This window comes from Caballeronia eucalypticola, assembly GCF_047608185.1.
Taxonomy (GTDB): Bacteria; Pseudomonadota; Gammaproteobacteria; order Burkholderiales; family Burkholderiaceae; genus Caballeronia.
This window is the reverse complement of sequence record NZ_JBLKRU010000007.1, coordinates 175,395-194,843: the sequence shown is the minus strand read 5'-3', so window position 1 is coordinate 194,843 and position 19,449 is coordinate 175,395. Positions and strand designations below refer to the sequence as shown.

Below are 19,449 nucleotides of genomic sequence, written 5' to 3'. Positions count from 1 at the left end.
GCACAAGCGGTGCCCGTATTGATGTATCACCACATCAGTACGTCGCCGGGAATGATCACAGTTGCGCCCGATCGCTTTGCGGATCAAATGGCCTACCTCGCGAAAGCGGGCTATAAAACCGTGGGGGCCGGTCAGTTGAGTGCGTATCTGGCGGGCGCATCGTTGCCGGAAAAGTCGGTTGTCCTGACCTTCGATGACGGTTACCTCGACAACTGGGTGCACGCTCATCCTGTGCTGCTCCAGCATGGTTTTACCGCCTTGTGTTTCCTGGTCACTAGTTGGCCCGGCGACGGCGCGCCACGCGCTCACGCGCAATCGGGCAGCGAACTTCCTGAGTTGCTGGGTCATCGTGAAGGCGACCTGGCTATCGAGAAGGGCGAAGCCGATCGCGCCATCCTGCGATGGTCCGAGATTGATGCCATGCGTCGCGCGGGAACATTCGAATTTCATAGCCATACGCACACCCACGTGCGCTGGGATAAAGTCGCGCGCAACCGTGAAGAGAAATGTGCGGGGTTGAGGCACGACCTCCTCGCTGCGCGTGCGGCGCTCGAGATGCGCACGGGCGAAGCGTCTGATCACCTGTGCTGGCCTCAAGGCTTCTACGACGACGACTACCGGCAAATTGCGCGCGAAACCGGCTTTAGGCACTTCTACACGTGCGAGATGGGTCCCAACATTCACGGGGCTAAAGAAGCCGACGAACGATCGATTTATCGGCTGGAGGTGCGTGACCGGCCAGCGTCGTGGCTTGCTTCAAGGTTGTGGGTGCATAGCCGCCCGGCCTTGAGCCGCGCTTATCTTGCACTAAAGCGATGACGGCTGATCCGTCGCATCTCTAGCTGCCGCGCCGGGAATTGCTAGAATCGCGGCTCACACGCAAAGTGGCCGCCGCTCATGAAAAATTACCGATGCCCGCCGTCAGGCGTTTTATCGCTGGTACTTGCCATCACGGTGCTTGGGTCAATACCGGTTCGCGCCGCTAGCGACCCGGTTGAAACGATCATCATGGTTCGGCACGGAGAGAAACCCGCCGACGGCCTGGGTCAGCTAAGCTGCCAGGGCTTGAATCGCGCGCTTGCGTTGCCTCGGGTCATCGAAAGCAGATATGGCAAACCAGACTTGATTTTTGCGCCCGATCCGGCCAAGCAAAAGAACGATAGCGGCACTAAGTACGACTATGTCCGCCCGCTAGCGACAATCGAGCCGACCGCGATCTATTTTGGCCTGCCCGTGAATGCATCAATCGGATTTTCCCGGACCGACGACCTGCACGCGATCCTGCTGGCGCCTCAATACAAAAGCAGCCTGATCGTAGTCGCTTGGGAGCATAAGATTATTGAAGCGCTTGCCCGCAAGATGGTCAGCGACGCAGGCGGCGACGCGGCAAGCGTGCCTCATTGGGCTAGTGCGGATTACGACAGCATTTACGTGCTGCGTATCACACGAACCGATGACAAGATCAACGCAGCCTTTAGCGTTGAGCACGAAGGGTTGAACCATCGGTCAGTGACGTGTCCGGGTGCCTAGCAAACGCCCGCTAGCAATGCGGGAATGCGGGCTCAGATATTAAAAAACCCAAATATCGACACCGCGATCCCGGCTACGCCCGCCAGAGCCGCGAGAACAAACAGCTTGCGGCTGCCTGTGAGTGATGTAATGGCTGCTAGCGAAATAGCCACGTTGATCAACGCGAGCGCCTGACCAAACATATGTTGCGGATGCTCCTTGCGCTCGGATTGCAGGTTGGCTTCTTCCACCTGCTTTTCCATGTCGTGCGCCTTGGTCTGGATCTCTTTCTTTCGAAGCTCGTATTTAGCGATCTGGTCGCGGTAATACGCCTGCTTCTCCGGACCGGACAATTCAGCGGCAAGCTCCATCAGATGTCCCTTGCTGGATTGCGCCTGATACAGATTCCATTCGTCGCTGGTCTTGCTTTGCAGCAATACAGCGTCGTTCTTGAAGAGCAGCGACTGCGTTTGCAAGACCCCTTCCTCGTAGTGCAAGAGACCGGAAAGCGCCGCGAGGATGGCGGTGAAGACGGCAACCCAACGGGATAGCGGATCACCTGAATGCGCAGCACGCTCAACCGCATGTTCGTGAAGGGTACTTTCATTCGACATGGATCGGGTTTCCGACTTAAGACTGGTTATTTGCGTGGCAGGATTATCGCAGCGCTTGATGACGCGACAAAAAACGCTTGAGCGCTAAGGGCCGAAAATATACGTTCGCGACTGGGGTTATTTGAATGCTGTCGCCGGCTCCATGCCTGTCAATAAGCACTAAGCGGCTAGACATACGCAATAAGACCGGCAGCCGGTCATGCTCGCGAGACGAACAAAACCGGCTACCAGGTCATCATCGAATCACGCGCTCACTTCGGTTGCTCGTCGTGATGCTCGCCACCCCTGGCTGCTGGCGGATGCTGTTCCGGATGCGCATGCGGGGGTTCCTCCCGATGCGCTTCCTGCTGAACAGGCGGACGAACTGGCTGCTGCCTTTCCACATGGGGAACCGGCGCTGCCGGCGGCTCGACCGGACGCGCATGCTGCGCTTCATGCTCTTCTGCACGAGGCGCGGCTTGCGGCACCGCATGCAGTTGCTGAGCCTCTGGCGCATGCATGGCTTGCTCTTGCTGAGGCTCCTGCCGTGGCGCTTGCGGCGCGTTCTGAACCGGACGCTCGGCATGAACTGCTGCGGGCTCGCGGTTTTCTCCGGGCGGACGTGGCGCTCCATTTTCAGCGGCTAAAGGCGCACGCTGCTGCGTGGGTTCCGCGGGACGCGCGGCCTGTTGCGGCCGCACTTCTTCGCGCGGCGCATTCGGTGCAACGTTCCTTTCAGGCGAGCCCTGTTCTCCGGCAGGACGTGCCGGCTCCCGGTTCACCAGGCGATAGCCTTGCGGCGATGGCATCGCCGACGCACCCCGGTTCAACGGATGCACAAACGCTGCGGGTACTGTCGTCCGCACAATCGGCTCACCTGCGCCGGCTACGCGCCCACCGCTGCTCGCGAAGTGTTGTGCGAGCGTGTCCCTGTACGCTGCCGGCACAACTGGCGCGCGCGTAGCAACGACTTGTCGCTGCGCGGCCATCGCGGGAGCCCCGGCAGAAGCGGGCCGCAAGCCGCCCGTGAAGCTGCCGCGTACCGGTGCGATACCAGGCGTGCCCGCCCCGACCTGCGCGGCGCCAATTTGTTGCGCCGTCAGCCTGCGCGATGCCTGCGCTACTTGCTGGCCATGCACGAACGTATCCGCCGGCACAGCGGTAATAGCGCCGGGAACACGCTGGTTGATGTACGTGTTGTGAATGTTCGTGATGTTGTTGACGATGGTCGTGCTGTGCACATTCGTGATGTTCACGTTGTTGACCCGGTTGTAATAGCTCGGGCTATAACCCGAACCCGGATGCCACGGTTCGTGCGGACCCAACGCAAACCACGCAACCCCTGCACCTACAGCGCCGCCAACGGCCAAGTCGACGCCCCAGTGCGAACCACCGCCTCCGCCGCCCACGAACGCCACCAGCGCCGGCGCATACACCGGCTGCGCCACGACCACGGGTCCCGGCACCCACGCCCAGGCATTACCCAGATACGCCCATCGACCATAGTGGAAAGGGGCGAAGCCCCAAGGGGCATCGTCTATCCAGGTCCAGCCCCAAGGCGCAATCCACGTCCAATGACCTTGGTGATAAGGCGCCCATTGCGCGGTGACCGCAACGGTCGGCACCCAGACTTCACCGTAGTTCGGGTCACTGCGCCATGTGCCGTTCGCATCCAGGTCTTCGTAACCCGGAATCTCTCGCGATACATATCGTGCGGAGGCCGAAGCATCTTCCGCGCGATCGCGGCTTGCCACCCATTGGTCGAAGGTATCGGGAGCGGGTGCTGGACCGCCAGCCTGTTGCTGGAGATTCACTCCGGTGAACGTGATCTGCTGGCCCGCAGTCATCTGCAGTGCGCCGCCGTCGCCATAGAGGTTGGCGGTACCGCTTCGCAACGTCACCGTGGTCGAGTTACCGTCAGGCGCAACATCTACCCGGAATTCGCCGGGACTCGCTGCCTGCATCGCGACGTTCGGTGTATCTATTTCGACGGTCTGCCCTGAGGGCAACGCCCTCAGCCGCGTGGAGAGTGTTCCTTGCGTGACCTTCAACTGCAGGTTCTTGTCGTCTATATCGACAATACTCAAGGCCGTCTGTTGACCCAGCCGCAGCGCAGTTGAACCAACATGCAGTTCGCCTCGGGCACCCCTGTCTGCCCACAATTGATCGCCGGTAGTGAGAGGGCGGTTCAGTTCGGCATAAGACCAGTCTGTTGCTCCGGCGGGTTCCATGGTCACGCTGCCGTCGAAGAAGTTAAGACGGGCGACGCGGCCTGGGGGATCAATGGCAGAGGCGGCCGACGCGGTCGGTGACGGGACGGATTGAGCCCGGCCTGGCATAGGGACCACGGCTAACAATGCCATGGCAGAGAGTACGGCTGCATGGGTTCGGCGCAAGCTTGCCTTCATGGGTGCAACCTCCGAAAGATTTCAGTTTGTCAGGTCAGCTTCGACCTAAGACACGCACTGTCTAACGCAGGTTTGCCACCCGTGGATGACACACTTCACATTACATACACTCCGTTGCAAACGATGACGTGACATTTAGAAAAAACGCATGGCGAACTTAGAAAGGCGTCAAGACTAGCGCCGAGACTATTAACTGCGAATAAGCCGGAACACGGATCTTCTCTCTAACGGCGCCACGCGATACAAGCGGCGCGCGTTAGCGTTTATTTGTAAAGCACTTGGCGCTTCAGGTCCTTGGAAATAGCCCCCGCAATGCCGGCCCACTCCGCCAGCTTGGCGCCACTGCATACATTGCTTGTAAGCCTGCGTTCGAGCAGCCGGTCAATCTCCACCGTATTGTCGTGCTGCCGGTAACTCGAGTGATAAGAAATCTCGCCGCTATCCATGGATATGCCCGACGGAATCGCCAGGATTTTCGCGTCGGGGATCTCGACAACATAATGCTCTCTCAACCTTGTCCCTCCGCAGATACCGTCCAACGGACTATTCATGCGCCGGAGCACGAGCTCGGAAAAACTCTGGATGGAGTCAAACGTCGGCATGCGCGGCACTGAAAATGCCGCCGGTCCGGGCATGATCGCGAGCTGATCGAGTTTGCCGCTCAGTGACAGCGTGAACGGCGTTTCAAGCTCGCCCGGATCGGTCGGGGTCGCATGGAGCGAGCCCGTCAATCCGCTGCGGCTCAGCATCTCGTATTCGATACGGCTGCGCGACAGGCGCGAGAAAGTGCGGCGAGGACCAATGCTCGCCTGCCCGCTTAATTCAGCATGGGCGGTGACGTTGGCATCGCCGTCATTGTTGATGTTCAATGCGTAGTCAACCGAAGAACTGCTGTTCGCGTCGTTCTGCGGCGGCGTGTGCAAAATTGCGCCGGTGGTGGTGTCGAGTACGGGCTTGTCGCTCGCCTCGAACGTCAGCGTTCCGAACGGCGCGAAACCAGCGGTTGTATCGGCAAACACCTTGAACTCGGGCAGCCACGTAATGGCGTGATTGAACGCCATCCAGTCGGGTGCATTCGGCAAACGATACCCATCGCCTAGATTAACCAGCACGCTGTGGCTCTCAATGTGCTTCGCCTTTAGCAGCGCAGCGAACAGAGTGGCGTGATCCTTGCAATCGCCATAACGGCCGCTCAGGATAATGTCGGCGCTGCGGGGAACGACACCACCGGCGCCAATATATACGCCGACATATCGGACATTGCGGCTGACCCAGTCATACAGGCGCGATGCTTGTTCACGCCGGTCGTTCACGCCTTTCGTGAGGCTGTCGGCGAGTGCCTGAACCGCTGCTGACGGCTCATCCTGTTCGCCTGAACGCACGTGATACGCCTGCGCGATTTCCGCATAGTCGCGGAAATTCGTGGCGACGAAGTATGGGCCGACATCGGTCCAGGTCAGCGTGTTGGCTTGCTGCGGGACAGGACCGCTGCTCGCAGTGTGGTATCGATATACACGCACATGCCGGCCACCTTGCACCGTGTCTTGCTGCGCTTGCATGCCGGGTGCATCAATATTGACGGGCATGTCGGCGGGTGTATCGAGCGTTACGCTGGCATCACGGAAATCGCTGGTCAGCGGATACACCGCGAGGTCCGTGAATTTCCCGGGGAATAGCGTGTTGATGTCCGTGATGCTGTAGCTCAGCAACACAGTGTCTCCCTTGGTGAGCGCCGGGAACGCAACAATGCGCAGATGCTCCTCGCTGAATTGAGGTGCGCTGACAGTGACAGGCGCCGCCCGGTCGAAGACCGCGCTTTGCAAATCGGCAACAACGTGCGTTCCATCTGCGTGGATTGTTTCGGCGTCGTCGATCTTGACCGACTGAAGCTCAGCGTTGTAGCCAAGAGCGTATTGCGAGAAGGCTTGTAGAGCGGCCTCGTTCGACAGGTTGATCTTGAGTGTTCTATGCGTGGTCCTGCGACCCGCCTCGTCAACGGTCACCACCCGTTGATCCTGAGCAATTTCAACATCCGCAGCGCGGCATTCCGTAAGCCAAGGTGAAAGCAATATTAGCGAGAGGAAGAACGGCGCTAGCCACTTCGATTTCAATCTGGCGTTACGGCAATGTTTTATTGTCATCGGATCGATATTTTTTAATGAATGTTATTTGTCACCGTGATGGTTTGATGAAAGCTGCTTGCCAGGATAATCCTGCAAGATCGAAGCCCGCTTCCCTTTCAACACTTTCATCTGCATACGCGATTGCCCAATCTACTATCTGCATGCAGCGGACTTAGTATGCATCGGCTCAATCTATGATGTGCGAGCTTTGCCCAATTTTGCTTAACTCTCAGGGAAATGCATGAGACCGGCGCTTCTATTTGCTCTTCTATTTACCTTTCTAAGCAGCGTCTTATTTGGCCTGATGATCCCTCAGAACGTCAGTGCTCAAGTCATCAGCGCGACGGCACAACATGGATCAATCAACCTGACCGGCTACGATCTAGACCGCAAGACGGGCCCCGCCAAGCCGGTCCGGGCTACGCCGAACCAGCAGTTCGACATTCAAACCACATCCGGCAACGGCACCTTCCCCGTGTATTCAACCATGCCGCTCGATGCCACGGCAGCGGGTATGGAGCGTGTTGTCATCGTCGTGCATGGGGAAAGCCGTAACGCGAAATCAAACTGGTTTTCCACCGTTGAAGCGGCGAGGATGGCTGAGGTAACGGGAACAACCCTGATTGTCGGCCCTCAGTTCCTGATCCCGCAAGACATCGCTGCCCACGGGCTTCCGCCTTCCGTGTTGCGCTGGAAGTTGCACGACTGGTCGCGCGGCTGGCCCGCGTTATCGCCCGTGCCGGTCAGCGGATTCGAGGTGCTTGATCGTCTACTCGACCACTTTGCGGACCGGACACGGTACCCGGACTTGCGTACCGTTGTACTTGTTGGGCACTCGGCGGGCGCACAACTCGTGCAACGCTACGCCGCCGTTGGCCACGGCGAGCAAGCGTTGACCGCACTAGGAATTCATATCCGTTATGTGGTGGCGGAGCCCAGTAGCTTTCTCTATTTCGACGACCTCCGGCCGTCTGCCGCAGGGGGCTTCAAAGCGGTCGATCCAGCAAGTTGCCCCGGTGCCACGCTATGGCGTTATGGCCTGGATAACGCACCGTCTTACGTACGCGGGCGATCAGCACAAGCCGTCGAGGCGGCGTACGCAGCACGCGACGTTGTCTACCTGGCAGGAACCGCGGACAACGATCCGGATCACAGTGAACTGGACCGGTCGTGCGCAGGTGAGTTGCAAGGATCCGACCGCCTTAGCCGCAGTCTTTCTTATATGCAATACATGCGCATGCGGCACCCAACGGATTTGCATCAAAGTCTTGTGCTGGTGCCGGGTGCGGATCACGACTCAAGACACGTTCTGGCAGCTAGCTGCAGCTTGCCAGTGCTCTTTTCCGACAGCCACGAATTCCCGTGTGCGTCCAGTCCGTGACGGGAATCGGTAGGGCGATGAAGGCTTGGCGTGGAAACGCTAGCACCGTGCGGGCTTCGGCGCCGCTCAAGCGCGGGTTACGCCGCGTTGACGCGCATTCAAAAGTCCTTAAGCTAACTTCAACGCCAAGCCGCGGGAAGGCAACCATGAAGAACGCGCTTGAACCTGCAGATGCCGGCAATATCCGCCGGCACCAATCGGCCCTGATCATGGAAATCGCCTTCGCGTTCCCTGCCGCCATCGCTTTGTGGCTTGGCATTGACTATTTCATGCCACCGCTTAACGGCATGGAGGAGCCGTTTGCCCGATTCGTGGTCGCTCTCAAATGCTGCTGCATGGCGGTCCTTTTCTGCTTCCTGACGGGCATTGAAGCGGTCGCACATGAACGCTTACGCTCACCGGCTATCGATCCATTGTCGGGCCATGAAACACGGCGCTTGACGATCAACTTGCGCTATCTCCAGAACACGCTTGAACAACTGGTCCTGTTTGTCCCCGGACTCTTCGCGCTGGCGATCTACTGCAGCAGTGGACGCTCAATGTGCGCGGTTGTCGCCACCACCGTGGTCTGGATCGCTACACGTTTCGCTTTCTCGATTGGATACCACTATGGGTCTCAGCATCGCGCAACGGGAGCTCCTGGCATGATGCAGAGCATGCTGGTCCTCCTGTATGGTTGCGCGAGAGTTGGCTACGAGATTGCCGGCTTTGCAGGCGCTATTGCGCCGGTAATCGTCTTTGGTTGCGTGGAAACCGTTCTTGTGCGTACGACCAGACCGGTTAATGCTTGAGCAAGTGCGGCAGTCACCAAGGTAAAGCCACGCGGCAAGAACTCGCGCCAAGGCTTGCCATAAGACAGAGCAAGCGGGATCATGATTGCCAATTCGCCCTCATCCACCGTTAGAAGGAACGGCCAGATGTTTTCACATGTTCACGTAGGCGTCACCGACTTTCCTCGTGCTTTCCATTTCTACTCGCCGATCATGGAAGCGCTAGGGCTGCCATTAAAATTCCGCGACGATGACAAGCCTTGGGCCGGCTGGGTCGCGGCCAATGCGCCACGTCCGTTGTTCCTGATTGGACCGCCAATCGATGGAAACACGGCCAATCCCGGCAACGGACAGATGATCGCCCTGCTTGCACACGGCCGTGAGACTGTCGATCGCTGCCACGCCATCGCACTGGCAAACGGAGGCGTGTGCGAAGGGCCGCCGGGCTTGCGAGCGCACTATCACCCGCATTACTACGGTGCCTATTTTCGTGACCCGGACGGAAACAAGATCTGCGTGTGCTGTCATGATCCGGCTTAAGCGGGATCATGATTCGTCGCTGCTTGCAAGCACGATCAAAGAGGCTCAGGCCACCGATAACCCAGCACCGACGCTAACGGATAATCAAGCTCGCGTACTTCTTCAAGCTGATTACCGCCGAAGAGATAAATGGTTTCGGCGTCGTGGCGCAGATAAAAACCGACGTGCCCTTTCCAGCTAGCGGGACCGTCACGGGACAAGATAACGACGCAGCCGTACGTGAGGGTGTCGAGTACTTCGCCCCACTCAAGCCAGGAACGCGCTAGCGCGGATCCCGTACCGCGCTCTCCCGTCTTAGCAAGGCACCAGTTCAGGAACGACGAGCACCACGAGATCTTGTCGTCGTAGCCCGCCAGATTAGTGTGCGCGTTGTATTCAACAATCCGCGGATTGCTCTCTCCTGGCCCGAAGCGCCGGACTCCACGCTCAGCGAACGCAAGGGACAACCATGCGGGCTCATCTATTTCACTAGTCATACCTACAATCATTCTCCGCTGTATGCCGAACTCCAGGAACGACTCCAATGCGTTCTTCATTAACGGCCCATTCGCGTTCTAACCGCTCCTCTGCGACACATTCTGTCGCATCGATCCGCCGCCCACGCTTTGCCCCGCGTCACGGGCGACCTTGAAGTAGCCCCATACCGAGAGTAGCGTCAGCACGCCGGCGAACAGAAACGCTAGCCGGAAGTCGTCGAGCGTGAAATGCATGTCTCCCGCACCGGTCGTCTCGCCGTTAAGCATCGCCGCGGCCCGCAAGGCGACGGCGCCATAGGCAATGCCCAGTCCAATGGTCATTTGTGCAGCCGCGCTCCATAGCGTGCTCGCGGCACTCATTTGCGGGGCACCCACATCGGCGTAAGCAAGGGTCGCCAACAACGAAAACTGCATGGAACGCGCCACGCCATAAACGAATACCACGATCAGGACGAACGCAAGCGGCGACAAAGGCGTGAGCAGGCCGCATATGATCGTAAAGATGCCTGCTGTCGCCACGGCGACAATGGACACATACCTGAAGCCGAAACGCCGCAGAATCCGCGTGGTCAGCGCTTTCATTCCGAGGTTGCCAAGCGCGCTGGCAAGCAGCAACAGGCCCGACTTGAAAGCGGACAGACCAAAGCCGATCTGGAATAGCAACGGCATCAGATACGGCACGGCGCCAATGCCGATACGCGTGAACGAACCGGTCAGGACAGTTACCGAATAAGTAGGAATCTTCAGCGTCGAAAAATCGATCAACGGATGCGGATGACGCGCCGCATAACGCACCGCGGCAAAGCCAAACAGCAGACCGGCCAGCACTATGCCGCCGGCCATCCATGGATTACTGTCAGGCTGGCTAGCGAGTTCGGCGCCGTAAAGAATGGCGGTCAGGGCTGCGCCGCTAAGCGCCAGTCCCACAACATCCAGAGGCTTGCGCTCGGCGCCGCGCAGGTTCGGGACAAGCATGGCGACAGCTATCAGCGCGCAGATTCCGAACGGCACGTTCAAGAGGAAAATCCAGCGCCATGACGCATATGTGGTGATGAAACCGCCAATGGGGGGGCCGACGACCGGTGCCGCAATAGCAGGCCAGGTGATGGTGGAAATAGCCTGCATAAGCCGGCTTTTCTCTGTACTGCGGACCACGATCAGCCGACCTACCGGGACCATCATCGCGCCGCCCGCGCCCTGTAGTAAACGCGCTGCCGTGAACTCCGTGACCGAGTTCGATAAGCCGCATAACACCGACGCGATCACAAACACGACGATCGCGCTAAAGAACACCGTGCGTGAACCTACGCGATCAGCCACCCAGCCGCTTACCGGAATAAAAATGGCCAGCGCGAGCATGTAGGCGGTCATTCCAATACTTAGCGCATTAGGGCCGACACCGAATGAGCGGGCCATCTGCGGTAACGCGGTCGCGATGACAGTGGTATCCAGATACTCCATGAAAAACGTTCCCGCGACTATATAAGGCAGCCAGCGAGCGGCAGAGGAAGTTGGCAACGAACTGTTGCTCATCGAGAATCCCGGGTTGAGCGGCGACGCCGCCTTGAGCGACGCGCGAAAAGTTGAGATTGACGCTAGTGCAGCGCCGATAGATCCAGCGATCATGTATGGCCCCAAGCAAGACCAGCGGCCAATTACGTGTTAACCCGCTTGGCATTATCGCGTAACCCTTAGCACCTTGTCATGGACATGCGCCTTAGTCGACTAGCCGGCTAGAGCCAATTTGACGCTCACATAATCGAAAGCCCGCAGCGCTCCTTTGCAAATTCATGCCGCACTGCACGATTGGCGCGCCTTGACAGAGAGGGTCAGCTTGAAGAATTATGTGTCCATAAATTGAATAGTTTATCCACAATATGGACAAAGGAGCCAGGTCATGGCAGAGGCTAAATCTGCGGCAGACGCAATGACGCCGTATCAGCTCCCATTCCCTAAGGAAGCGGCTAAGGAAATCGTGGTTGAATCGGCGATCCCCAAGGACGAACGTCTTTGGGTTCCTCAAGCCGAGAACGTCTGGTTCCGCCCCCTATGCCTGAATGTTTCGACCGGGTACTGGATGAATCTGCTGCGTGTGCGCAAATCCGGCGTGCTAAGCCGGCACCGGCATCCGCAAGCGGTACACGGCATGGTGCTCAAGGGCCGCTGGCGTTATCTGGAACACGACTGGGAAGCCACTGAAGGCAGCTATGTTTTCGAGCCGCCGGGAGAAACCCACACGCTCTACGTGCCTGAAGACGTGGAAGAAATGATCACCTACTTCCAGGTCAATGGCGTGATGTTCTATTGCGATCCTTATGGCAACTACACCGGATACGAAGACGTCTTCACCAAGGTCGACATGTGCCGCAAGCACTTTTCTTCGGTAGGGCTGGGAGAAGATTTCGTCGACCAGTTCATCCGTTAAAACGGAGTTGGGCCTTCCCTCGCAAGTACCTTCCACGCAGACTCTCAACGAGCACCGGAGGAGACACCATGTTGCAGAAATCACCGCGCCTCAAGCGCATCCAGGTGGTCGCAATCACGTTCCTGACACTGGCCGGGATTGTTAATTATCTCGACCGGAGCACGCTTTCCATAGCGAATCATTCGGTCAGCCAGGAACTTGGGTTGTCGGCATCGCAGATGGGCTTGCTGCTGTCCGCCTTCTCATTCGCCTATGCATTTTCCCAGTTGCCCATCGGCATCTTGCTTGACCGCTTCGGTGCACGCGTGATGCTCGGCCTGGGCATGTTCCTGTGGTCGGCCGCGCAGTTGTGCGGTGGTCTTGTGACGAGCCTGTCGCAGTTTTTGGTCGCACGCGTCGCGCTGGGTCTTGGCGAGGCGCCGAATTTTCCCGCTGGTGCAAAGGTGGTGAGCGAATGGTTCGGCGTGCATGAGCGCGGTCGCCCAACAGGCATCTTCATTACGTCATCGACCATTGGACCCGCTATAGCACCGCCCGTCCTCACAGTGCTCCTGCTGACCTTTGGCTGGCGCACGATGTTCGTCGTCATGGGCGTGCTTGGCATTGCGGTGTCGATTGGCTGGTATCTCGTCTACCGGGATCGCCGTAACATCTCCCTCGATTCTCAGGAGGTCGCATTCCTGACAGAAGGAGAACCGGAGCAGCGCGCCGAACGCCGCATGACCATGCGTGAATGGCGTGGGTTGTTCAGCAAATCGACTACGTGGGGCATGATCTTCGGCAACATGGGCGTGATCTACATGGTGTGGCTCTATCTCACCTGGCTGCCTGCGTACCTGGAGCACGAACGCCACGTGACCATTGCGCATACGGGCTGGCTCGTGTCGGTCCCCTATCTCTTCGGCACGCTTGGGATGCTGTCCAGCGGATTCGTAGCCGATGGCCTGATGGCGCGCGGCATGGCGCCCATGCGAAGCCGTAAATGGCCGATCTGCGTCGGCTTGCTGGGCGCTGCGCTCTTCACTGTACCGGCGGCGTTTACCCCGAACCTGACGCTTGCCATGATCTATCTTTCTGCTGCCATGTATTTTGTCAACATGGCGAGCGGCGCGTGCTGGGCGCTAGCGACCGTCGCCGCGCCTCGTCACATGGTGGCCTCGCTGGGCAGCATTCAAAACTTCGGCGGCTATTTCGGCGGTTCATTTGCGCCGTTCATTACCGGTATCGTCGTGGATAAGACGCACTCCTTCATCAACGCGTTCCTGATCAGCGCGGGTGTCGCATTCGCCGCCGCGCTGGTTTATGTATTTGTAGTACGAAATAAGATTGAGGACAGCGAGACCATCGTTACAACCGTTCCCTTATCCGACCTTCCATGACTTTTCAGACTGATCTCTTCAAAGGCAAAACCGCCGTTGTGACTGGCGGCACGCAGGGCATTGGCGCGGGCATTGCTCAATGTTTCGCCGCGCTTGGCGCGCGTGTTCTTGCTGCGGGCATTGGGGCGACCGATGCTCAACGTGAGGCGTTAGGCTCTGCAATAGAAGTTGTCGAACTTGATGTTAGCGACGACGGGAGCGTAGCATCGCTCATGGCACGAGCCGACTCCATCGATATGCTAGTGAATTGCGCGGGCATGATCCGGCGCGGCGATGAACTGGCTATTGACGTATTCGAGCGCGTGGTCGCCGTCAATCTTGGCGGGACCATGCGTGTCTGTGCCGCGGCGCGCGAACGCTTGAAGGCTAGTGCTGGATCTATTGTTAACACGGCGTCGATGCTGAGTTTTTTCGGCGGCGGTCTTGTTCCCGCTTACAGCGCAAGCAAGGGTGGCGTAGTGCAGTTGACCAAGTCGCTGGCCATTGCTTATGCAGCCGATAACATTCGCGTGAATGCAGTCGCGCCGGGATGGATTGCTACGCCGTTGACGCAGGCTCTGCAGGATAGCGATGATCGTTCGCAAGCGATTCTTGATCGCACGCCAATGAAACGATGGGGTCAGCCTGGTGATGTAGCCCAAGTGGTGGCGTTCCTTTGCTCGCCAGCAGCGGCTTTTATGACGGGCGCTGTTGTTCCGGTTGATGGGGGGTATTTGGTGGTTTAGCGGTTTGGTTCGTAGTTGGGGTTTGGGCGGGCGGGGTTGTTAGGGTCTTGCGTTAGCGGTCTGGGTTGTTGCCGGGTTGCTGCTTTTTAGGCCTTCGCGGGTTTAGTGCTAGCTGTTTTCTTCATCACTATTAGCCACTGCGCGTGGCGGCGCGTCATTTCTTTGTCCAAAGCGACAAAGAAACGAAGCAAAGAAAACGCTTTCACCTCTCTACCCTAAGTGTCCACAGCGTGCAGTTCCATTTCATGGGTGCCCCAAAAGCACGGTGCTCGCCAGAGCCGAGGATGTTTGAACCCCTCTTTCTCGCGAATCCTGACAGTAAAACGCTTCGCCCCGTACGCTCTCGGGCAAGCACTAGCGACTGAACCTGCCCAAGGAGTACCCCGCGCTATCCGCGGAAAACCAACCTCCAAATTTGGATGCATGCCGAACCATTTTTTAAACCTCCGAGAAATGGATCTGCAGAATGCGTGAGGCCTAACCCGGCAAATAACAATGCAAATTGATAGCTAACTCGCGAAGTACCACGGCGGCAAATACGCGTGAGGCCGTGCGGGTTTCCTTGGCACGGGTGCTAGCCCGAGAGCGTATGGGGCGAAGCGTTTTACTGTCAGGATTCGCGAGAAAGAGGGGTTCACACATCCGTGGCTCTGGCGAGCACCGTGCTTTTCGGGTACCAATGAATCAAAACTGCACGCTGTGGACACTTAATTTTTAGAGAGTTGAAAGCGTTTTCTTTGCTTCGTTTCTTTGTCGCTTTGGACAAAGAAATGACGCGCCGCCACGCGCAGTGGCTAATAGTGATAAAGAAATAAGCCAACATAAAACGCGCGAAGACCTAAAAAGCAGCAACCTGGCAATGACCCCGACCGCTAACGCAGAACCCGTGCAACCCGGCACAGTCCCCGCCAATCACTAACGCCATGCCAAAACCACCTAAACCCCCCATTGGCCAAGGCAACGCGGCCCCCCTGCCCCCCCTGCCCCCCCTTCCATCCGGCACTGCCGCATTCTCAAAGTTCCTAGCGATACTTCAGCGCATAGCCGACTCACCGGCGCCCCCGTCCATTGCCCAGCTTACCGCTTCGTCGAACTACCCCCGGCCTACGGTCTACCGCATTCTCGGGGCCCTGATCGCCGAAGGCCTGGTCGTCGAAACGCCGCGCGGCGGAACCTATTCGCTAGGTCCTCGTTTGCTATCCCTGGCAAGCCGAAGCTGGGAGCGCTCGAACCTCCGCATAGCCGCCAGCGAGGCACTCCAGACCTTGCGCGACCTTACCCAGGAAACCGTTCACCTGGCCGTGCGCAGCGGCTCTGAAATGGTCTACATCGAAAAGCTGGAAAGCCCGCACGCCGTGCGCATGGCATCGCGGATAGGCACACGCGTCACACTGTATTCAAGCTCCGTCGGCAAAGCCTATCTGTCTTCACTCAAGCGCCCGGACCGCGACGCGCTACTCGCCACCCTGAATTTCGAGCGCTTCACGCCGAATACGATCATCGAACGCACCGCACTCGATACCGAACTCAATGAAACCCACGCTCGCGGCTACGCCGAAGATCGTGAAGAAAACGAGCAGCAGATCTTTTGCTACGGCAGCGCAGTCCTGGGAGCAAACGGCGAGCCGATCGCATGCGTCAGCATCAGCATTCCCCTATACAGGAAAAGCACAACGCCGATGGAAACCTACATCGCGCCGTTGAAAGACGCTTGCCGCGTAATCGCCGAAGGAGTCGGCCCGGGCTCGCGCTGAGTGCAAGTCGAACGAGCAGGGTCACTCATCATCGGACAGGTATTATTCAATCGAATCTCTCTTCTCAAACGGATACCCCATGATCACTTGCTACCTTCGTTACATTATCAATCCGTCGAAACTCAAAGAGTTCGAAGCCTACGGCAAGATGTGGATTCCGTTAGTCGAGAAATTCGGTGGCCAGCATCACGGCTATTTCCTGCCGTCGGAGGGAGCCAACAACGTCGCGCTAGCGATGTTCTCGTTTCCGAGCCTGGCGATGTACGAAAGCTACCGTGAACAATCGCAGCTTGATCCGGAATGCCAGGCAGCATTCAAATATGCCGAAGAAACACAGTGCATCGTCAGCTACGAACGCAGCTTCTTTCGTCCCGTCTTCAGTTAATCGCGAGCGCAAAATTAAAATGCCGGGAGAACATCCCCGGCATATCAAAGTCTAGCGCCAAGTGCACCGCGCTAAGTCTCGGCCTTCCCGCTCATCGAGCCAAAGGCCACATTCATCTGCTTAGCAACTCACTTAGAACCGGGTACGCAAACCAATAGTCGCAGCAACCTGGCTATTTGTCGACGACGCGGTCAACCCGTTGATGTCAGCGGTCAGGCCCGAATCACCCGTACCGTTCACGTGCTGATACACGCCTTGCAGATACACATCGGTACGCTTGGACAGCGCGTACGCCGTCTGCAAGGTCACCTGGTTATATCTCGGGCTCACCCCATCCAGGCTCGCATCGGTAAAGGTGTAGGCGCCCGACACTGTCCACGCCGGCGTGAAGTTGTAGCGGCCGTTCACCTCATAGTTGGTGAAGCGCGCACTGCCGCCCGCCAGAGCAATGCCGTTGGTCGTCCCGGAGGCCGACGAGCCGATACCCGTCAAGTTGTTCAACTGAGTCTGCGTGAACACGAAGCCGACATTTGCTGCGCCGAACGCGTAGTTGACGCCCCCGCCGTAGGTGCGTTGACGGTCCGCTGCGAACGTGGCGTCGGCAGTCACGGCACCCGATGAGTTCAGCGTGGAGCCCGCGCTGTTGAGTTGCATGTAGCTGGCCGCGGCAGACAAAGGACCATAGTTATATGACACGCCCAGACTGTATGCCCGGTTGTCGGAGAACCCCCCCGCGTCGTTCGAGAAGCCATACAAACCGCCGAACTTGAAGCCGCCATAGTTGACGCTCTGATACTTGACCGAGTTGTTGATGCGGAACGAGTTATCAAGGTTGTCGTTATCGAATGGATGAGCGGCCTGCGTGCCGCCGAACTGCGTGCCGGTCAGAGCGAGCGGGCCAACATAGTCGACCATCGAGTCGTACTGCCGGCCGAGGGTGATGGCGCCAGCCTGGTCACTCGACAAACCAACGAACGCCTGACGGCCGAACTCCAGGCCGTTTTGGCCTAACTTGCCGTTGTCGATATTAAAACCGTTTTCCAACGTAAAGATGGCCTTGAGACCACCACCCAGGTCTTCGGAGCCTCGCAGGCCCCAACGGCTGCCGTTGACTTGACCGCTGGTCGCCTGGACGTTTTTGCTGCCGCCCTGGTTATTGGTGTAGGTAATGCCCGCGTCGATCAGGCCATAGAGGGTCACGCTGTTCTGCGCGTGTGCCGCTCCGGCGAAAGTGCCCAAGACACCGAGAGCAAGAAGGGATTTCTTCATTTCAATTTCTCCGAAAATACGATTGAGCAACGCGGTCCGCATGGCCTTTTTCACAGGCTGCAAACACCGCGATCCCGTCAGATAAACGCGCATCGCTGCGCGTACTGATCGACGTCGCCGTACGTCGATCAGACGGACACCATTAAACAGCGGCGTTTTGCGAGCACCGTTGGCAGCGGACAACAGGCATGCTTACCAAGCGTTGCGCCGGGTCAAAACCGTAATGCAATGGTTTGCGTTGAACAGGGCCCTTGAAGGAATGCGGCAGGCTGGCAAAACGTTTCGTGGAAAGGCATGCGCGGGTGTTCTCGTGCTAACGCCGGCAAGACGCGGGACGTTATCAATTGTCCGACGCGTACCTTGCGGTCATGAAGGGGAACATTCTGGAATAATTTGGCGACACATTAAACGCGGATAAGTGGCGCCTAGTGAAAGGGGAGAAACGACAGCTGCTCTAACTAAGCCACCATCAAAACGTGAACAAGCGATCGTCCTGAAGACGTGACCGCATCCCCGAATAGTCAAGCAGGTTGCGCCAATTCCTCACCAAGCATTTCACCGTGTCTCCAGGCACGCACTCTGTATCCGTCACGAGTGCCGCCTTAAGCGCCCTTCCCGCGTGAGAAAGATAGTCCAGAGCTTGCGGCAAACCTGATCGGAGGCTTTAGCCACAAGCCTGACCGACCTGCCCACGTATCGCATCTCTTTTCGCCGTCTCGACGATCAACCGATGCACACCCTATTTCCAGTGAGAAATACGGTAACGAAGCGGTAACGCACCGCGTCATATAGCGGGCTACTTTAGTGACTCGTCTAGCGACTTGCATGCGAGGGCAGTCACCATGAAACAGATTCTTTCAGCACAGGTTCTTGCAGCGGTTCTGCGAGCCAGTTCAACGCCGTTGTTTTCGGAAATGCTCGTAGCAATGTCGGCGGGCCGGGAACGCGCAGCGCTCTTCCGTCATACAGCGGAAGACACGGCCGCCTCGCGGCGAAACCGCGCCCGCTAATACCAGGGGATCCCAGCGGCAACAAGGAAAAGAGATTCCTGCTCTTTTTCGAATCCGCCTGTAACTGAACCTAAAGACAGCTCGCCTGCCCCAAAGCTGCTGTTCACCCTTTGAAACCTTACTCACTAAATAAGGATAACAAACTATGCCACTGGTGAAAGAAAAAATCGATACACCGGTTCGAGCAGAAAGTATAGAAAAGATAGATCTGCCTGAGTCCGTGCGAGTTGCTTCCATCGAACATATCGAACTGGAACCTGACGGTCAACATATGGTGGTGCATAGCGACCGTGCAACCTTGACGTTCCATTACTCGGTATTGCGCGAACTGCTCGCCGTGCTTCCCGCCGCGATCATGCAATCGGAGCGAATGCTCGAGCGAACGCCCCACATCAACTTCGCGATGGGCTGCGAAGGATGGGAGCTCGGCGCGATCGACAACGGCAAGAGCCTGGTCCTTACGTTCCGGCTGCAAGGCGGCGCCAACATTTCCTTCTGCCTTCCCCGGGAACAAATTCCTCCGATGGTCGACGCGCTGATATCGGCGGCACGACTGGTTCAGATTCCAGCGCACGCGAGCGGCCCCTTGCAATAACCCGATAACCGGATCTCCGGCTCGTGCAACGAATTTCCTGAGCGGCCAGAAGACGCAAGTCCCGGCCAGCACGGCACCGAACACGTCCGAACACGTCCGATCACGTC

Annotated in this window: 17 protein-coding genes; 11 read left to right on the top strand and 6 right to left on the bottom strand. The window is 57.9% G+C overall.

Annotated elements, in window-relative coordinates:
* Positions 1-21 precede the first annotated feature (21 nt).
* Positions 22-819: a polysaccharide deacetylase family protein gene (locus ACMX25_RS11240; RefSeq protein WP_414949882.1), complete on the top strand. Its 798-nt coding sequence runs from the start codon at positions 22-24 to the stop codon at positions 817-819.
* A 78-nt stretch (positions 820-897) separates the two neighbouring features.
* Positions 898-1,530 (top strand): histidine phosphatase family protein, encoded by a 633-nt coding sequence (locus tag ACMX25_RS11235; protein WP_414949881.1) that lies wholly within the window; start codon positions 898-900, stop codon positions 1,528-1,530.
* 32 nt (positions 1,531-1,562) lie between these two features.
* Here the strand turns inward: ACMX25_RS11235 and ACMX25_RS11230 are convergent, their stop codons facing one another.
* The 3 genes from ACMX25_RS11230 to ACMX25_RS11220 all read right to left on the bottom strand — a co-directional run bounded on the left by ACMX25_RS11230 (position 1,563) and on the right by ACMX25_RS11220 (position 6,513).
* Positions 1,563-2,123, bottom strand: coding sequence for a DUF4337 domain-containing protein (locus tag ACMX25_RS11230; RefSeq protein WP_414949880.1), 561 nt, complete (start codon positions 2,121-2,123; stop codon positions 1,563-1,565).
* Between the two features lie 251 nt (positions 2,124-2,374).
* Positions 2,375-4,510, bottom strand: coding sequence for a DUF6600 domain-containing protein (locus tag ACMX25_RS11225; protein ID WP_414949878.1), 2,136 nt, complete (start codon positions 4,508-4,510; stop codon positions 2,375-2,377).
* Positions 4,511-4,773: 263 nt separating this feature from the next.
* Positions 4,774-6,513 carry a DUF3857 domain-containing transglutaminase family protein gene (locus ACMX25_RS11220; protein ID WP_414949877.1) on the bottom strand — a complete coding sequence of 580 codons (1,740 nt, stop codon included), beginning with the start codon at positions 6,511-6,513 and terminating at the stop codon, positions 4,774-4,776.
* A 424-nt stretch (positions 6,514-6,937) separates the two neighbouring features.
* Here ACMX25_RS11220 and ACMX25_RS11215 point away from each other — a divergent pair, with 424 nt between their 5' ends.
* The 3 genes from ACMX25_RS11215 to ACMX25_RS11205 all read left to right on the top strand — a co-directional run bounded on the left by ACMX25_RS11215 (position 6,938) and on the right by ACMX25_RS11205 (position 9,324).
* Positions 6,938-8,014 (top strand): alpha/beta fold hydrolase, encoded by a 1,077-nt coding sequence (locus ACMX25_RS11215; RefSeq protein ID WP_414949876.1) that lies wholly within the window; start codon positions 6,938-6,940, stop codon positions 8,012-8,014.
* Between the two features lie 146 nt (positions 8,015-8,160).
* A complete protein-coding gene (locus ACMX25_RS11210) occupies positions 8,161-8,805 on the top strand; it encodes an MAPEG family protein (RefSeq protein ID WP_414949875.1) in 645 nt (214 codons plus the stop codon).
* A gap of 126 nt (positions 8,806-8,931) precedes the next feature.
* Complete coding sequence (locus tag ACMX25_RS11205) at positions 8,932-9,324, top strand: VOC family protein (RefSeq protein WP_414949873.1); 393 nt, start codon at positions 8,932-8,934, stop codon at positions 9,322-9,324.
* 35 nt (positions 9,325-9,359) lie between these two features.
* Here ACMX25_RS11205 and ACMX25_RS11200 read toward each other — a convergent pair whose 3' ends face one another.
* Positions 9,360-9,800 carry a TIGR02594 family protein gene (locus ACMX25_RS11200; protein ID WP_414949872.1) on the bottom strand — a complete coding sequence of 147 codons (441 nt, stop codon included), beginning with the start codon at positions 9,798-9,800 and terminating at the stop codon, positions 9,360-9,362.
* Positions 9,801-9,878: 78 nt separating this feature from the next.
* Entirely contained in the window at positions 9,879-11,333 is a 1,455-nt protein-coding gene (locus tag ACMX25_RS11195; RefSeq protein WP_414949972.1) for an MFS transporter, read from the bottom strand.
* 364 nt (positions 11,334-11,697) lie between these two features.
* On the opposite strand from ACMX25_RS11195, the gene ACMX25_RS11190 reads away from it, so the two are divergent.
* The 5 genes from ACMX25_RS11190 (at position 11,698) to ACMX25_RS11170 (ending at position 16,468) form a co-directional block, all read left to right on the top strand.
* Positions 11,698-12,225 carry a 2,4'-dihydroxyacetophenone dioxygenase family protein gene (locus ACMX25_RS11190; RefSeq protein WP_414949871.1) on the top strand — a complete coding sequence of 176 codons (528 nt, stop codon included), beginning with the start codon at positions 11,698-11,700 and terminating at the stop codon, positions 12,223-12,225.
* Between the two features lie 68 nt (positions 12,226-12,293).
* Complete coding sequence (locus ACMX25_RS11185; RefSeq protein ID WP_414949869.1) at positions 12,294-13,604, top strand: MFS transporter; 1,311 nt, start codon at positions 12,294-12,296, stop codon at positions 13,602-13,604.
* A complete protein-coding gene (locus tag ACMX25_RS11180; RefSeq protein ID WP_414949867.1) occupies positions 13,601-14,329 on the top strand; it encodes an SDR family NAD(P)-dependent oxidoreductase in 729 nt (242 codons plus the stop codon). Before ACMX25_RS11185 ends, ACMX25_RS11180 begins: the two co-directional genes overlap by 4 nt.
* 923 nt (positions 14,330-15,252) lie before the next feature.
* Positions 15,253-16,083 (top strand): IclR family transcriptional regulator, encoded by an 831-nt coding sequence (locus ACMX25_RS11175; protein WP_414949865.1) that lies wholly within the window; start codon positions 15,253-15,255, stop codon positions 16,081-16,083.
* A 79-nt stretch (positions 16,084-16,162) separates the two neighbouring features.
* On the top strand, positions 16,163-16,468 hold the full coding sequence (locus tag ACMX25_RS11170) for an NIPSNAP family protein (RefSeq protein ID WP_414949864.1): 306 nt from the start codon (positions 16,163-16,165) through the stop codon (positions 16,466-16,468).
* Between the two features lie 132 nt (positions 16,469-16,600).
* Here the strand turns inward: ACMX25_RS11170 and ACMX25_RS11165 are convergent, their stop codons facing one another.
* Positions 16,601-17,737: a porin gene (locus ACMX25_RS11165; RefSeq protein ID WP_414949863.1), complete on the bottom strand. Its 1,137-nt coding sequence runs from the start codon at positions 17,735-17,737 to the stop codon at positions 16,601-16,603.
* Between the two features lie 1,155 nt (positions 17,738-18,892).
* Between ACMX25_RS11165 and ACMX25_RS11160 the strand changes: the two genes are divergently transcribed.
* Positions 18,893-19,342, top strand: a complete 450-nt coding sequence (locus tag ACMX25_RS11160) for a hypothetical protein (RefSeq protein WP_414949862.1) — start codon at positions 18,893-18,895, stop codon at positions 19,340-19,342.
* Positions 19,343-19,449: the final 107 nt, after the last annotated feature.

What these genes read in the sequence shown, in the direction of transcription:
- ACMX25_RS11240 (WP_414949882.1), top strand. Translation starts at nt 22, where the DNA reads ATGTATCACCACATCAGTACGTCGCCGGGAATGATCACAGTTGCGCCC.
- ACMX25_RS11235 (WP_414949881.1), top strand. Translation starts at nt 898, where the DNA reads ATGAAAAATTACCGATGCCCGCCGTCAGGCGTTTTATCGCTGGTACTT.
- ACMX25_RS11230 (WP_414949880.1), bottom strand. Translation starts at nt 2,123, where the DNA reads ATGTCGAATGAAAGTACCCTTCACGAACATGCGGTTGAGCGTGCTGCG.
- ACMX25_RS11225 (WP_414949878.1), bottom strand. Translation starts at nt 4,510, where the DNA reads ATGAAGGCAAGCTTGCGCCGAACCCATGCAGCCGTACTCTCTGCCATG.
- ACMX25_RS11215 (WP_414949876.1), top strand. Translation starts at nt 6,938, where the DNA reads ATGATCCCTCAGAACGTCAGTGCTCAAGTCATCAGCGCGACGGCACAA.
- ACMX25_RS11210 (WP_414949875.1), top strand. Translation starts at nt 8,161, where the DNA reads ATGAAGAACGCGCTTGAACCTGCAGATGCCGGCAATATCCGCCGGCAC.
- ACMX25_RS11205 (WP_414949873.1), top strand. Translation starts at nt 8,932, where the DNA reads ATGTTTTCACATGTTCACGTAGGCGTCACCGACTTTCCTCGTGCTTTC.
- ACMX25_RS11200 (WP_414949872.1), bottom strand. Translation starts at nt 9,800, where the DNA reads ATGACTAGTGAAATAGATGAGCCCGCATGGTTGTCCCTTGCGTTCGCT.
- ACMX25_RS11195 (WP_414949972.1), bottom strand. Translation starts at nt 11,333, where the DNA reads ATGAGCAACAGTTCGTTGCCAACTTCCTCTGCCGCTCGCTGGCTGCCT.
- ACMX25_RS11190 (WP_414949871.1), top strand. Translation starts at nt 11,698, where the DNA reads ATGGCAGAGGCTAAATCTGCGGCAGACGCAATGACGCCGTATCAGCTC.
- ACMX25_RS11185 (WP_414949869.1), top strand. Translation starts at nt 12,294, where the DNA reads ATGTTGCAGAAATCACCGCGCCTCAAGCGCATCCAGGTGGTCGCAATC.
- ACMX25_RS11180 (WP_414949867.1), top strand. Translation starts at nt 13,601, where the DNA reads ATGACTTTTCAGACTGATCTCTTCAAAGGCAAAACCGCCGTTGTGACT.
- ACMX25_RS11175 (WP_414949865.1), top strand. Translation starts at nt 15,253, where the DNA reads ATGCCAAAACCACCTAAACCCCCCATTGGCCAAGGCAACGCGGCCCCC.
- ACMX25_RS11170 (WP_414949864.1), top strand. Translation starts at nt 16,163, where the DNA reads ATGATCACTTGCTACCTTCGTTACATTATCAATCCGTCGAAACTCAAA.
- ACMX25_RS11165 (WP_414949863.1), bottom strand. Translation starts at nt 17,737, where the DNA reads ATGAAGAAATCCCTTCTTGCTCTCGGTGTCTTGGGCACTTTCGCCGGA.
- ACMX25_RS11160 (WP_414949862.1), top strand. Translation starts at nt 18,893, where the DNA reads ATGCCACTGGTGAAAGAAAAAATCGATACACCGGTTCGAGCAGAAAGT.